This window comes from Desulfuromonas acetexigens (assembly GCF_900111775.1).
Taxonomy (GTDB): Bacteria; Desulfobacterota; Desulfuromonadia; order Desulfuromonadales; family Trichloromonadaceae; genus Trichloromonas; species Trichloromonas acetexigens.
The window spans coordinates 399,717-413,393 of the sequence record NZ_FOJJ01000012.1 but is presented as its reverse complement, the minus strand read 5'-3'; the positions used below and the strand labels follow the sequence as shown (position 1 = coordinate 413,393).

Genomic DNA, 13,677 nt, shown 5'->3' with positions numbered 1-13,677 from the left:
CAACGCCGCAGATGGGCGTTTTTCATCAGCCTACCGTTTCCTCCTCCGTCGGCAGCCAGACGGTAAATACCGACCCCTCTCCCGGTGTGCTGCGCACCTCGATCCGGCCACCGTGCCCCTCGATGACCTGGCGGCACTGGTAGAGGCCGATGCCCATCCCCTTTTTCTTGGTCGTTTCAAAGGGCCGGAAAAGCCGCGTGCGGATAAACTCTTCGCTCATGCCGCAGCCCTGATCGACCACCCGCAAAAAAGCCTGCCCCGCGCAGCCCACCTCGACCCGGGGGGGAAGTCCGGCAGCGGCCTCGCGGGCATTGTGCAGCAGGTTGACCACCACCTTGCACAACTCTGCCGCATCCCCCAGAACCAACGCCGGCGTCCCGACGATCTCCACGTCGGCGGCACCGGCCAGAGCAGCCCCCTCTTTGGCCACCGCCAGCAGATCGCAGGGGGCGCGGTCGAGCAGGGGGCGATGTTTGACGTTCTGCAACCGGGCAATCAGGGTCTTCATATTATCCACGGTATGTTCCAGGGTTTCAAACATATCGCCACGAAATTCGGGATCATCGATGTAATCCCGAGCGTTGTCCACCACCAGGGCCAGCCCCGAGACGAGGTTTTTCAGGTCGTGGATGACGAAAGTGGAGACCCGGCCGATGGCGGCCATTTCGTTTGCCGCCGCCAGGTCGGCGTAAAGTTTGCGGCTGAGCAGTACCCCGATAGTCTGGTGAGCGAGGATCTTCATCAGGTCGAAATCTTCGTAGGTCAGCCGCTCCTGCTGGTAAATCCGCCGGCCGAGCACGATGAATCCTTCCAGCGTGTTTTCGAACCGCAGCGGCACGAGAAAGGATGCGCCCATGGCGCGCAACCGCGCCCAATCGCCGACGAGCAGGGAATCATCCTCCTCATCCAGGCCGATCACCCAATCCTGCCCGCCCATGCGGGTCAAGATAGGATGCCCTTCCTCGAAACACAGCTGTTCAGCCTCATTTTCGAAGCAGGCGGAACAACGGAAGCATCCACCCTCTCGGTCGCGAAGAAAGAGGGCCGCGCCGCGCAAGGAAAAGGTTTCGGCGTAGAATTCCAGCACCCCTTTTTCCAACTCCTCGCGGCTGTGGGCACCGGCAAGCTTGCTGGTGAATTGCAACCACTCGTTCCGGTAATCGTATTTCTGTTGATAGAAATTCTTATGCAACAGTACCTGGATGCGCCGGCGGATGCGCTCGGACAGCAGGAGCATGACCAGGGCGAAGCCGGCCAGAACCGCGAGGCCGACGAAGAAAGGGCGATTGCCCGAAACATGCAGATAGCGCATGCCAGCGCCGAAGATCCCGAGCAGAATCAGGTAGAAGCCGACCGCCAGCACCACCACCGAGCGATAGGCGATTTCCCGCGAAACGCGGATGCGCACCGCCTCCCCCCGGCGCAGACGGCTGAAGGCCATCAGCCCGACCCCCAGGGCGAGACTGAAGGAGCGCACCGGTAGCAGGTTCATATCGAGCGAGCGATAAAGGAGCGCCTGGCTGTAATAGACGACCAGAACGGCCAGCAGCACACTGGCGCCCATGACCTCGAACTTGATGCGCCAGCGGTCGGGACGGGGCAGAGCCACCAGGGTGCGCTCCAGCTGCGCCAGGGCCACGACCAGAAAGGCCATGAGCGCTACATAGAAGAAATACCCGGCCGAGCCGAGAAAGAGCATCTTTTCGTCAGCGAAGTCGGGGGAGTAGAAGATCGTCGTGGGCGGCAGCAGCAAAGCGGCCAAGGGGAAGGCCAGAGTCGCGAGCAATAGCAGACGCGACAGCCAGGACATCTCGCGCCACCCCCCCGACCGGGAAAAGACCAGGGCGAAGAGGAGCCAAAGCCCGGGCAGGCAGGATTCGGCGAGGAGGGCGCCCCGCTTCCAGAACGCCAGGGCGGTCGGATCGAGCAACGCCCGCAGGTCGCAGAACTCGAGAACCACGCAGGCCAGCAGACCCGCCGCCAGAACGAAGGAGGAAAGACGGCGCGGCCGATGGACGAGCAGATAGGCACCGTAGCCGACGGCCAGTAAAATCGCAAGGATGGGAAAAATCATCTGCATGGGATAAGAAAATCGGATTTCAAGGGTTCAACAGACAGAGGCCCCCTACTGCGGCAAAACCGCCTTGATATGGGGATAGAAGTCCCGCACAAAACGTTCGCCGACCTCCAGGGCGCCGAGATCCCCTTCTCGATAGGGGACGGAAATGCGCACGAAGGTGGAATCCCGGCGGTTGTGCAGAATCGAATTGGTGATTTCCGCCAGCTTCAGGGCATATTCGTTGGTCAGTGTCGCCCCCTTGACCTGGAACCAGTACAAAAAGAGCTCCCGCTGCCCGCCGTTCTGGTAGACCGCCTCCACCAGACGGACTTCGTCGTCACCGATGGTCAGAGTCTTACTCTGTTCGGAAACATTCTGCCAGCCGCTACCGGGGAGACAATGCTTGGGTGAATGAATCGGTCCGCTCTCCGGCCCGCCGCCGTGATAGCCGAGGTAGAGGGCGACGGAACGCCGGGCGTCATCGGCATAGACCCGATAGAGGTAATCGGTGGGGCGCAGCTGTTCGAGCACCGCCTCGCTGAAGCGGGTCTCCTCGGTCTTCGTCCAGCCGTCGAGGCGCAGGGGGATTTCATCGAGGGGGCGCGCCACCGGCACTTCCACGTCTTCATGAAAGGCGACGAAAAGTGCAGCCATGATCAACAAGAGATAAACGACGAAAAAACGCATTTTATTCATGCAGGCCCCACCTTGCGCAGAAGCGCGCCCAGCAAAAAGAGCAGAACCATGGCCAGGGCGAAAACCGCCAGGCCGGCGAATTCATGAAAAAAGCCCTCGGCTGCCGCCGCCCCGTAGTACTGGGCCAACACGCCGGTGACGATGACCCGAAACATGTTGGTGGCGATGGCGATGGGCACGGCTGAGAGCACCATGATCACCCGCATCAGGTTGGATTTCTGGGAGAAGACCGCATAGGCCACGGCCAGGGCCAAAAGCGACATGAGGGAGCGCAGCCCGCTACAGGCATCGGCCACCTCGAGCACGGTCTGGGGAAACATGATGATGTTCCCCTCGCGCAGCACGGCGATCCCCATAAGTTTGAGAGCCGCCACGGAAAATTTGGCCACCATCAGTTTGAGGGGGAAGGCCATGGCGTCGTAAACGATATAGGGCAGCGGCACCATGAAGAGGAGAAAGCCGACGGGGAGCAACAGTCCCTTGAAGACCGCCCAGCCGAACCAGAAGAGGATGATGCCAGCCAGCAGAAAGACCAACGACGAGCGCATGGTAAAATACTCGGTACCGGCGAAACCGAAAATCAGCAGCAGCAAACTGCCGGCCACCACCAGAAGACCGAGGTTGCTCGGACTTACCGGCAGTTCCTTCAATTCCGGCCATTTCTGCCAGGCGAAATACCCGGCGATCAGCGGCACCAGAAAGCCGTGGGAATAATTGGGATCGTTATTCCAATCGGAAACCATCCCCGGCACCACCGTCCAGTAAGCCAACACCAACAGCGGCAGCAGCGCCAGCAGATACCAGCGGTTTTCCCGCAAACTATCCTGAAATATCATCTATCCTCCCCCTAAAAAGAGCAACCTAATCCGTCCATCCCTGGCACCCAAAAAACCTTGCCCGTCAAAGGACAAAATACCCTCCCTTTTTGGGGGATCCCTTAAAAATGACTCGTTTTTCGTCGCGCAGTTGCTTTATCCAACGCTCCAAGGTCTTACCTGGGATGTTGAGGTGCTTGGAGTAATCGGGGATCCGCAATCCGGGGTATTGCATGATACACGCGAACAGGAAGTCCGGCCCCTCACTTACTCCCTCATTTACTCCCTCATTTACTCCCTCATTTACTCCCTCATTTACTCCCTCATTTACCCTCCCGGTATCAATTCCATCGTCATACTCCCTCATTCGAGAAAACGTCGCCAACACGCCACCCCCGACCTCTTCCAGACGGAACCGTACCTCCGGATAAGCTTCAAGTTCCTTGCGTATCCGGATCAGACCACTACCATATTTTTCAATATTTTTAGTCAGATAAAAGGCTTCAGCGAGCAATTTATTGCGCAGGTGAGAGGGATAGTGATCGGTCTGCAACTCTGCGATGGTCAATCCTCCATACAATTTTCCCGGATTGAACAAGGTTATCCGATCATCGAAAATCTTGATCTGGATATCCGAAGAGCTGGCATAATCACGGTGAACAACGGCGTTGAGCAAGGCTTCGCGCAAGGCGGGTAAGGGATAGAAAAACCGTTCTTTCCGCTGCAGGCTACCGTCAAACTCAAAGGCGACCCCAATGTGGGAGACAACGAACTTCATCGCCTGCTCAACCGCCTCGAAAAGGGTATCGGTAATCTGTCGGTCATCGATAATCGTCACCGGTGTTTTGAACCGCCCAATGTGAATATGGTGCCGCAACGGCTGGCGGGCAAAAAGGAGCAGCGCGGCCCAAGTCGGAGCATCGTTGGCCACATACTTCAATTTTTGTAGTGACAATAACGGAGAGGGATCCAGAAAAAATCGACCTCCGGCGTTGACCTTATCGATAAATGTTTCGATCTTCGTCACCTCTAGATCGTCCAGGGAATGCCGAGGGGCAACATAAGCATCCCAGGAGAGTTGCAGCGACTGCATATAGAGATCGTTGATCTCACTCAAGCTGAGTTGGTGGTTGGAACTGGCCACTCGCTTGAAATACCGCCCCCGGGTATTGATCGGCTTGATCGGATATTCACCCACGCGGATAGCGACAATCACCTTCCTCTCCAGGCGATACGCGTCAATATCCGGGATGAGTACGGGACTGGTCGCGGCCCGAATCTGCCCCAGCCAGTCGTTCAGGGTTTCCTTGCCCAGCGTGACTCCCCGCACGGCCCCGCCGTCCGTAACGCCGACCAAAACCGTCCCCCCCTGGGCATTGGCAAAAGCCACCAAGGTCTCGATCGTCTCCTTATCAAAGGATGACTTGAATTCGAGCGTCTGGGATTCGCCCAAAGCGAGCAGCTCATGAATGAGAAGCCTTGTGGTCATTTAACGTTTCCCGACAAGATCGTCCATGCCCCGGTGAAGCGATTCAGGCAAAAAGGCGATAATTTTTGGTCCACGGAAAACACGGAAAGCACGGACAAAATCTTGAAAGGCTTTTTAGACGGGATAAGGGCGGATAAAATCTGATGGTAAAACCCAAACCCTAAAAGACTTATCCGGTTTTATCCGCAGTTATCCGCCTTTATCCTGTCAAAAACCAAGCTTTTGACCTTTCGGTTTTCTTCCGTGTTTTCCGTGCTTTCCGTGGACATGTTTTTGTTTTTCACCCTTGAGCATCCAGCAGCGCCAACAGTTCAGCGGTTTTCGCTTCCATCAGCGCCGCGTCCCCCCGGGATTCCACGTTGAGGCGCAGCACCGGTTCGGTGTTGGAGGAGCGCAGATTGAAGCGCCAGTCGGCGAATTCCATGCTCAGGCCGTCAGTGCGGTCGATGGCAGGCCCCAGGGGCGCATAGGCCGCCTCGACCCGAGCCAGGGCGCCTTGCGGATCATCCAGCACCCGGTTGATCTCGCCGCTGGCGGGGAACTTGGCCATCCGTTCGCCGACCAGTTCGGAGAGCAGCTTGCGCTTGCGGCACATCAGTTCGAGCACCAGCAACCAGGGGATCATGCCGCTGTCGCAGTAGGCGAAGTCGCGGAAGTAGTGATGGGCGCTCATTTCGCCGCCGTAAGCGGCATCTTCGAGGCGCATCCGTTCTTTGATGAAAGCGTGACCGGTTTTGCTCATCACCGGCACCCCGCCGGCCGCATGCACCATGTCGATGGTGTTCCAGGTCAGGCGCGGATCGTGGATGATTTTCGCCCCCGGTTCGCGGGCGAGAAACGCCTCGGCAAGCAAGCCGACGATGTAATAGCCCTCGATAAATCGGCCCTGCTCGTCGAACAGAAAGCAGCGGTCGAAATCGCCGTCCCAGGCGATGCCCAACGCCGCGCCGTGCTCCAGTACCGCCTGGCTGGTGATGTCGCGGTTCTCCGGCAAGAGCGGGTTGGGGATGCCGTTGGGAAAGGTGCCGTCCGGTTCGTGGCAGATCTTGAAAACCTCGAAGGGCAACTGCCGCTCGAGAAAGTCGAGCACCGGCCCGGCACAGCCGTTGCCGGCATTGACCACGATCTTGAGGGGGCGCAGCCGGGTGGCGTCGATATAGCCGAGCAGGTGGCGGATATAGGGGACCTTCATATCCGTGGTTTCGATCGTACCGGTTCTTTCCGCCGGAAGAAAATCTCCCTTCTCCGCCAGACGGCGAATCTCGTGCAGGCCGCTGTCGCCGCTGATCGGCCGGCTGCCTTCGCGCACCAGCTTCATGCCGTTGTAATCCATGGGATTATGGCTGGCGGTGACCATGATGCCGCCGTCGGCGCGGCTGTAGAAGGTGGCGAAATAGACCTCCTCGGTGCCGCAGAGACCGATGTCGATCACATCGGCGCCGCCCGCGGTGAGCCCCCGGGCCAGGGCCGCGCAGAGCCCGGCGCTGGAAAGGCGCACGTCGCGGCCGACGATCACCTTGCCGGGCTGTAGAAACTGGGCATAAGCCCGGCCGATACGGTAGGCCACCTCGTCGTTGAGTTCATCGGGAATGCGCCCCCGGATGTCGTAGGCTTTGAAGCAGTTCAGTTGCACTTAACTCTCTCCTCAGGCTCGTCCGTAGGTATCCTCGAAGCGTTCGATGTCGTCTTCCCCCAGATAACTCCCCGACTGGACCTCGATGAGTTCCAGGGGAATCTTGCCGGGATTCTCCAGGCGATGGGTCTCGCCGAGGGGGATGTAGGTCGACTGGTTCTCGGTGAGCAGGAAGGTTTTTTCACCGCAGGTGATGCGCGCCGTTCCCCTGACCACCACCCAGTGCTCGGCGCGATGATGATGGCGTTGCAGCGAAAGGGCTGCGCCGGGGGCGACGACGATCCTTTTCACCTGATAGCGGGGCGCTTCGCCGATGCATTCGTAGCTCCCCCAGGGGCGATTCACCCGTCGGTGAAGCAGCGCTTCGCCGCGCTTCTGCTCCTTGAGTCGAGCGACAATCTCCTTGACCTCCTGCACCCGGTCCTTCGCCGCCACCAGCACCGCGTCGGCGGTCTCCACCACCACCAGATTGTCGATCCCGACCGTCGCCAGCATCCGGCTACCGGCATAGAGATAGCAATCGCGGCTGGCGTGAACGAGCACGTCGCCGTGGCTGACGTTGCCGTCGGCATCCCGCGCCCCCACCTCCCACAACGCCGACCAGGAACCGACGTCGCTCCAGCCGGCGTCGAGGGGCACCACCGCCGCGTCGGCGGTCTTCTCCATCAGCGCGTAATCGACGGAGTTTCCCGGGCAGGCGGCGAAGGCCTCGGCGTCGAGACGCAGGAAATCGAGATCGACCGCCGCCCGCTCCACCGCCTCCCGGCAACAGGCGACCATCGCCGGTTCGAACCTTTCGAGCTGGCGCAGATAGTCGGACGCGCGGAAGAGGAACATGCCGCTGTTCCAGTAATACTCCCCGGACTCGACGTAAGCCCGGGCCGTCTCCAGCGCCGGTTTTTCGACAAAGGCGGCGACGGCGTAGGCCGAAGAGCCGCCATCCAGCGGCACGCCCCGGCGGATGTAGCCGTAGCCCGTCTCTGGGCCGGTTGGCACGATGCCGAAGGTCATCAGCTTCCCCCGCTCCGCTTCCGCCGCCGCCAGTGCCACGGCCCGGCGCAGCGCTTCGGCGTCGCGGATGACGTGATCCGCCGGCAGCACCAGCAGCAGGGGATCGCCCCCCTCAGCCAGGGCGCGGATCGCCGCCACCGCCACCGCCGGGGCGGTATTGCGTCCAACCGGTTCAAGGATGATGGCAGTGGGAACCTGGCCGATGGCCCGCAACTGCTCGGCGACCATGAAACGGTGACTCTCGTTGCAAACCACCAGCGGCGCCGCCAGGTCGGGCGTCCCTTCCAACCGGCAGAGGGTTTCCTGCAACATCGTCCGCTCCCCAACCAGGGGGAGCAACTGCTTCGGATAAAGCTCCCGGGACAACGGCCACAACCGCGTCCCCGCCCCCCCGGACAAAATCACCGGCACGATCATTGATGACAACTCCTGTAAAAAATCGAAAAATCTTTTTGTCCACGGAAGACACGGAAAGCACGGACAAAATCTTGAAAATCTTCTGACGGGATAAGAGCGGATAAAATCGGATATTAAAACAAAAACTCCAAGGTTTATCCTGCCCTTATCCGCAGTTATCCGCCTTTATCCTGTCTAAAATCAGGTCTTAAATCTTTTCTTCCGTGTTTTCCGTGTTTTCCGTGGACAGAATCAAAGGTTTTGTTCTTAGCCCAACTTCTCCACCAGCACCTCGACAATCCGCTCCGCCGCGTGGCCGTCCCACTTCTCCGGGCTGCGCCCCTGAGGGATTTCGCCGCTCAGAATCTTGCGCGCCTCTTCCAGAATCCTGGTCTTGTCGTTGCCGACCATGATGTTCGAGCCGACCTCGCAGGTGATGGGGCGTTCGGTATTGGGGCGCATAGTGATGCAGGGGACGCCAAGGACAGTGGTCTCCTCCTGCAGTCCGCCGCTGTCGGTGAGCACCAGACGGGCATTCATATTGAGGTGGAGGAACTCGAGATAGCCCAGGGGCTCGGTGATCCAGATGCCTTCCACCTTCTCGCCGCTGTTGAAAAAATGCCCGAGCCCGAACTGTTCGGCCATCTTTTTCGTGCGGGGATGGATGGGGAAGACGATGGGCAGCTCCTTCGCAATTTCCGCCAGGGCTTCGAGGATGCCGGTCAAAATCCGCTTATCGTCGACGTTGCCGGGGCGGTGCATGGTCAAGGTCGCGTAGCCTTTGGGGACCAGGCCCAGCTTGCGGCTCAGATCGAGGGTCGACGCCAGCGCCCGGTGCTTGAGCAGGGTGTCGATCATCACGTTGCCGACAAAGAAGATCTTATCGGCGGGCACCCCCTCGGCGGCCAGGTTCTCGTCGGCGAAATGGTCGGTGGTGAAGAGATAGTCGCAAAGGACGTCGGTGCAGAGGCGGTTGATCTCCTCGGGCATGGTCATGTCCCGCGAGCGCAGCCCGGCCTCGACGTGGGCGACCTGAATCCCCAGCTTCTTGGCGGTGATGGTGCAAGCCATGGTCGAATTGACGTCACCGACGACGATAACCAGATCGGGCTTCTCTTGCAGACAGACCTTTTCGAACTCGACCATGATCCGCGCCGTCTGCTCGGCGTGGGAGCCACTGCCGACCTCCAGGTTGATATCCGGCTTGGGCATGCCGAGATCGACGAAAAAGGATTGGCTCATTTTTTCGTCGTAATGCTGCCCGGTATGCACCAGCAGATGCCGGATTTTGTCGGGATATCGGTTCATGGCCTCGATGATCGGGGCCATTTTCATGAAGTTGGGCCGGGCGCCGACCACGTTGATAACTTTCACAGGATCCTCCTTGCAGGAATATCAGTCGGTTTTCGTCGATAGCACGGAGTTTAAAGGCAGGAGAGCTTTTTGTCCATGAAAGACGCTGCATCCACCGAAGATGCCTTCGCAAAAAAGACAAGACGAAGAAAGCACCGTAATGGTTGGCGAGTTTTTGCGACGCCAACCTCGAAAAGAACGTTGCCGACAGCTGGCCGGCCCAGTATAATGTCAACAGAAGTCAACGACATCCGGAAAGGAAATCCCATGACGCAAATCACGGCGCGCATTCCCGAAGATACCGTCAATGCCCTCGACCGCGCGGCGAACACCTTGAACCGAACGCGAGCCGACATCATCCGCCAGGCCATCGAAACCTATCTTGAAGATTTCAACGACATTGCCCTGGCGGTCGAACGCTTGCGCGACCCGGCCGATGAAACCATCGACTGGCAGGAGGCACGACGTGCCCTACTCGCTGAAGATTAAAAAAACCGCGACCAAGGAGCTTCAACGCCTGGCCAAGCCGGTCCGTGAACGGCTGATTTCAGCCATCGACCAGTTGGCGGAAAACCCCCACGTGGGCAAATTGCTCAAGGGCGACTTCTCCGGATTGCGTCGTATACGGGTGGGGGACTACCGGATCATTTACGAAATCAATGAAACCGAGATCGTCGTTCTGGTTCTGCGGGTCGCGCAACGCAAAGAAGCCTACCGGGGGACCCCACCCCAGTAATCTTCATGGATTTCTCAAAAACCGCGATCCCGGCTTCAAAAAGGGCCGATACAGGGGATCGCCGACCAGCACCATCTGCCAACTAAGCGAAGGCAAGCTCAGGAAATAGGTTTCAACCAGGGTATACGAGCCGTCGAGGAGCAGGGCAAAGAAGATTTCCGGCGGCGGGAAGGCCTGCACGTAGGGTTCCCCCACCGGGCCCAGGGTCGCCGCGACTCCGTCTTCGAGCATGCGTTTGCACCAGGCCTGACTCGAACCGGAGCGCAGGGTGCCGCATTCGCCGCTGGCGATGTGGTAGCCGACCGCCCCCCGTTGCCAGTCGAAGGCATCGACGTAACGGGAGAGGCTGTACCAGCCGCAGTAAAGGGCCGCGCCGGGAGCCTGGCCCGGTTGGAAGAGGGTCTGCTTGTCGTCCACGACCACCGGCAGACGCTGAGCCGCAGTCACCCGCGCCGCCGCCCGGTGGATGGAGTTGTCGTAGAAGGCGTAGCCGCTGTCCGGGTTCTTCTCCGGCCGTTTCCAGCGGGCATCGAAGTAGGCCGTCCCTTTCAGCCCCTCCGCTTCCGTCGCCAGGCTGTCGTCGATGATGCGCTTGACGATCGCCTCCGTCGGGCCATCCAACCGCGAAACGAACAGCACCTCATCCTTGGACACCGGCCCTTTTTGGTTCTTGACGCCGAGAAAAAAGGGATTGAGCACCCAGCCGTCCAGGGGATAATCTTCCGCCATTACCAGCGCCAGTTCCGAGTCAACCGCCGCCCGCGCCGCTTTCTGTTCCAGCACCCCCATCTGTTTCTCCAACGCGGCAAAGGCGACATTGAGCGCGGCGAGTTCGGTGCTCTTCTCTTTTTCGGCCTGCTTCAGCCGCTTCCACCGATCGGCCTTTTCCCCCTTCAGCTCCTTGAGCCGGGCCTGCCCTTCCCGGCTCGGCGTCGGCGGGTTGACCCGCAGCGGCACTCCCTGCATCGTCACCAGGGCGCGAATCGTTGCGCCGTCACGGCGTTTGCTCAGGAATTCCCGTACCGGCGCGGCGATTTCCTCTTCGTATATCTCCCGCGAGCAGAATTCCTTATCCGTCGTGCGGATGCGGATCAGGTTCTCCTCGGGGATGCCCCGCTTCTCCATGTAGTAGCGGGCCAGATCGACGCTCCCCTCGACAAAGCGGTTAGCCACCACCGCTATCTCCTCCGGCTCCAGGGCCAGGGAAAACGCCGGCGAAAAGAGAAAGAAGAATATAAGGAGAAAAGGTCTGAGGATAATCATCAAAACTCCCGGGAAAGGATTAAGACGCCCCGCGCCCCTTGACAGGGGCAAACACGCCAACTAGAGTGAGACAACCCTTAACCGAGGAATCAAGGACCATGAATCGGCATCTCGACTGGCTACGACAGGCGGAAAACGATCTGGAATGGGCGGAACACTCTTTTCAGGGTGGATTCTTTGCCCAAACCTGTTTCATCGCCCAACAGGCCAGTGAAAAAGCGCTCAAGGCCTACTGCTTCTTCAAGGGCTTCGACATCGTTCGTACCCACTCCTTGTATCAGATCATCAAATCGCTGGGCGAAAACGGTATTCTCGAAAAACACGCCCGGGAACTCGACCTTTTCTACATCTCCGCCCGCTATCCCGATGCCTTCCCCGCCGGCGCGCCCTTCGAAATCATCACTACCGAGCAAGCGCAACGGGCTATTGAGGCGGCCACGGAAATTTTCAAGATTCTCCGCGAACGGCTCCCCGATGAAAATCCTTGACCGTAGCCGACCGCCAGTCAGCATCCTCGATTTCCCACCCGATGAAATCCGCAACTTTCTGCGACAAAAACTTGCCGCAAAGGGCGTTCATGAAGCCTACATCTTCGGCTCCTTCGCCGACGGCACCTGCACGCCCTGGTCGGATCTCGACCTGCTCGCGGTCATGCCAAGCGAAGAACCCTTCATCGAACGCCCCCGCGCCTTCGCCGACCTTCAGGATCTGGGGGTTCCCATCGACCTGCTGATCTACACTCCCGAGGAATTCGCAGGGATGCAGGCCGACCCCACAGCCTTCTGGAAGGCATTCCAGCGCCGGAATGTGCGGATTCTCTGAAACCTTAGCCCCTCTCCCCTTTTCACAACCCCTTTTGCGCCACCTTTGAAACCACATAGCGGTGTTTGCCCGAGCCTTCCCGGGGAATGCTGTCGACCTTCTCGACCCGCACTCGCACGCTGTCGCCCATACGTTTCTTAATGCCCGCCACGATCCGCGCGTCGCCGTCGGTCGGATAGAGATTCGGAATGGTTTTCACCAGCACCTGCACGTCTTCCAGCTCGTGCTGCACGATCTTGAATTCGTCGACCCCCGCCACGTCGCGGACGATATAAATCACCGACAGGGCGTGCTGCCAGCGACCGTCGGGCGTGACCACGAAATCGGTGGTGCGGCCGCGAATGCCCTGCATGGTCGCAAAACTCCGGCCGCAGGCGCAGGCCCCTTCGCCGGGTTGGGCCACGTCGCCGGTCTTGTAACGGATCAGCGGCATGCCCCAGGCATCGAGATGGGTCAGGACGATTTCGCCGTCCTCGCCCGGTGCGACGGCTTGGTCGTCACGGATGAATTCGACGACATAGTTGGGATCGATGATGTGATGTCGGCCCATGCGGCACTCGTGGGAAACGAACCCCCCTTCGCGGCTACCGTAACCGTCGGCCACCGGGATGCCGCCGAATTGGCGGCTGATCGCCTGGCGCTGATGGTCGTAGAGCAGTTCGGCGGTGGCGAAGACCACCTGCACCCCCAGCCGGGTCAGATTCTCGCCGCGTTTTTCCGCCATCCGGCCGAAGAGTTCGATGGTGCTCGGATAACCGAAGAGGCTTTTCGGCTTGAATTCGGCAAAAGCGGCGACGATCTCGGGGAACTTCGCCTCGGACAGTTCGAAGGCGCTGAGCAGCCGTTCGTTGGTCAGCACATCGCGCAGCTCCTTCATCCGGTCCTGGCGGGTCGCCTCCACCGGCGAACCCCACAGGTAAAGTTCCTTGTCGCCGACCTCCGCTCCCCACCAGTCGTGGGTCAGCATTCGCGCCGCCTTGTCGTAAGCCTGGCGGCGCTTGTCGAAATAGAAAATCAGCGGTTCTCCCGACGAGCCACCGGTGTTGTAGCGGTGCAGGCCGCCGGGGCATTCCTTCCAAGTCATGCGTTCAAGATTCTGCTTGATCTCGGCTTTGGTCAGAAATGGCAACTTCTCGAGATCGTCGAGCGCCTGCATCTTCGTCGGGTCGAAACCCGCCTGGGCGAAACGCTCGGCGTAGAAGGGAATGTTTTGCCGGACGTGCAGCAGCAGTTCGCGCAGCTTGCGGAAACGCAACTCCTCCAGTTCGGCGGGCGACGCCCACTGCAAGCGCTCCAGTTCAGCGAGATACTCGAAGGTCCGGCGGCCCATGAGCTTCTCATGCAGGGGATAAACGATCTTGCGCACCAGATACGGATTCATGAGCACCTCCAAGAAATAAACAA

The 13,677-nt window shown here is 59.5% G+C and carries 13 protein-coding genes; 4 read left to right on the top strand and 9 right to left on the bottom strand.

All coding sequences use genetic code 11. The features are described 5' to 3' along the window. Positions 1-25 precede the first annotated feature (25 nt). From prsK to wecB, 7 genes are all read right to left on the bottom strand, one after another. Complete coding sequence (gene prsK / locus BQ4888_RS08400) at positions 26-2,080, bottom strand: XrtA/PEP-CTERM system histidine kinase PrsK (protein WP_092056352.1); 2,055 nt, start codon at positions 2,078-2,080, stop codon at positions 26-28. 45 nt (positions 2,081-2,125) lie between these two features. Then, a complete protein-coding gene (locus tag BQ4888_RS08395) occupies positions 2,126-2,755 on the bottom strand; it encodes an exosortase C-terminal domain/associated protein EpsI (protein WP_092056350.1) in 630 nt (209 codons plus the stop codon). Then, on the bottom strand, positions 2,752-3,591 hold the full coding sequence (gene xrtA / locus BQ4888_RS08390; RefSeq protein WP_092056348.1) for an exosortase A: 840 nt from the start codon (positions 3,589-3,591) through the stop codon (positions 2,752-2,754). The genes BQ4888_RS08395 and xrtA overlap by 4 nt, the downstream gene beginning before the upstream one ends. A gap of 64 nt (positions 3,592-3,655) precedes the next feature. After that, complete coding sequence (locus BQ4888_RS08385; protein ID WP_092056346.1) at positions 3,656-5,059, bottom strand: RNA-binding domain-containing protein; 1,404 nt, start codon at positions 5,057-5,059, stop codon at positions 3,656-3,658. 280 nt (positions 5,060-5,339) lie between these two features. Continuing rightward, positions 5,340-6,692 (bottom strand): phosphohexomutase domain-containing protein, encoded by a 1,353-nt coding sequence (locus BQ4888_RS08380; protein ID WP_092056345.1) that lies wholly within the window; start codon positions 6,690-6,692, stop codon positions 5,340-5,342. Between the two features lie 12 nt (positions 6,693-6,704). Then, complete coding sequence (locus tag BQ4888_RS08375; RefSeq protein WP_092056343.1) at positions 6,705-8,120, bottom strand: mannose-1-phosphate guanylyltransferase/mannose-6-phosphate isomerase; 1,416 nt, start codon at positions 8,118-8,120, stop codon at positions 6,705-6,707. A gap of 246 nt (positions 8,121-8,366) precedes the next feature. Then, positions 8,367-9,473 (bottom strand): non-hydrolyzing UDP-N-acetylglucosamine 2-epimerase, encoded by a 1,107-nt coding sequence (gene wecB / locus BQ4888_RS08370; RefSeq protein ID WP_092056342.1) that lies wholly within the window; start codon positions 9,471-9,473, stop codon positions 8,367-8,369. 246 nt (positions 9,474-9,719) lie between these two features. Between wecB and BQ4888_RS08365 the strand changes: the two genes are divergently transcribed. Further along, positions 9,720-9,941: a ribbon-helix-helix protein, CopG family gene (locus BQ4888_RS08365; RefSeq protein ID WP_092056340.1), complete on the top strand. Its 222-nt coding sequence runs from the start codon at positions 9,720-9,722 to the stop codon at positions 9,939-9,941. Beyond that, positions 9,919-10,188, top strand: coding sequence for a type II toxin-antitoxin system RelE family toxin (locus tag BQ4888_RS08360; protein ID WP_092056338.1), 270 nt, complete (start codon positions 9,919-9,921; stop codon positions 10,186-10,188). Before BQ4888_RS08365 ends, BQ4888_RS08360 begins: the two co-directional genes overlap by 23 nt. A gap of 3 nt (positions 10,189-10,191) precedes the next feature. On the opposite strand, the gene BQ4888_RS08355 is transcribed toward BQ4888_RS08360, so the two are convergent. Continuing rightward, positions 10,192-11,451: a TIGR03790 family protein gene (locus BQ4888_RS08355; protein WP_092056336.1), complete on the bottom strand. Its 1,260-nt coding sequence runs from the start codon at positions 11,449-11,451 to the stop codon at positions 10,192-10,194. A 98-nt stretch (positions 11,452-11,549) separates the two neighbouring features. Here BQ4888_RS08355 and BQ4888_RS08350 point away from each other — a divergent pair, with 98 nt between their 5' ends. Further along, complete coding sequence (locus BQ4888_RS08350) at positions 11,550-11,939, top strand: HEPN domain-containing protein (RefSeq protein ID WP_092056334.1); 390 nt, start codon at positions 11,550-11,552, stop codon at positions 11,937-11,939. Beyond that, positions 11,926-12,273 carry a nucleotidyltransferase domain-containing protein gene (locus BQ4888_RS08345; protein ID WP_170232798.1) on the top strand — a complete coding sequence of 116 codons (348 nt, stop codon included), beginning with the start codon at positions 11,926-11,928 and terminating at the stop codon, positions 12,271-12,273. Before BQ4888_RS08350 ends, BQ4888_RS08345 begins: the two co-directional genes overlap by 14 nt. A gap of 22 nt (positions 12,274-12,295) precedes the next feature. Here BQ4888_RS08345 and BQ4888_RS08340 read toward each other — a convergent pair whose 3' ends face one another. Beyond that, entirely contained in the window at positions 12,296-13,654 is a 1,359-nt protein-coding gene (locus tag BQ4888_RS08340) for a phenylacetate--CoA ligase family protein (protein WP_092056332.1), read from the bottom strand. Positions 13,655-13,677: the final 23 nt, after the last annotated feature.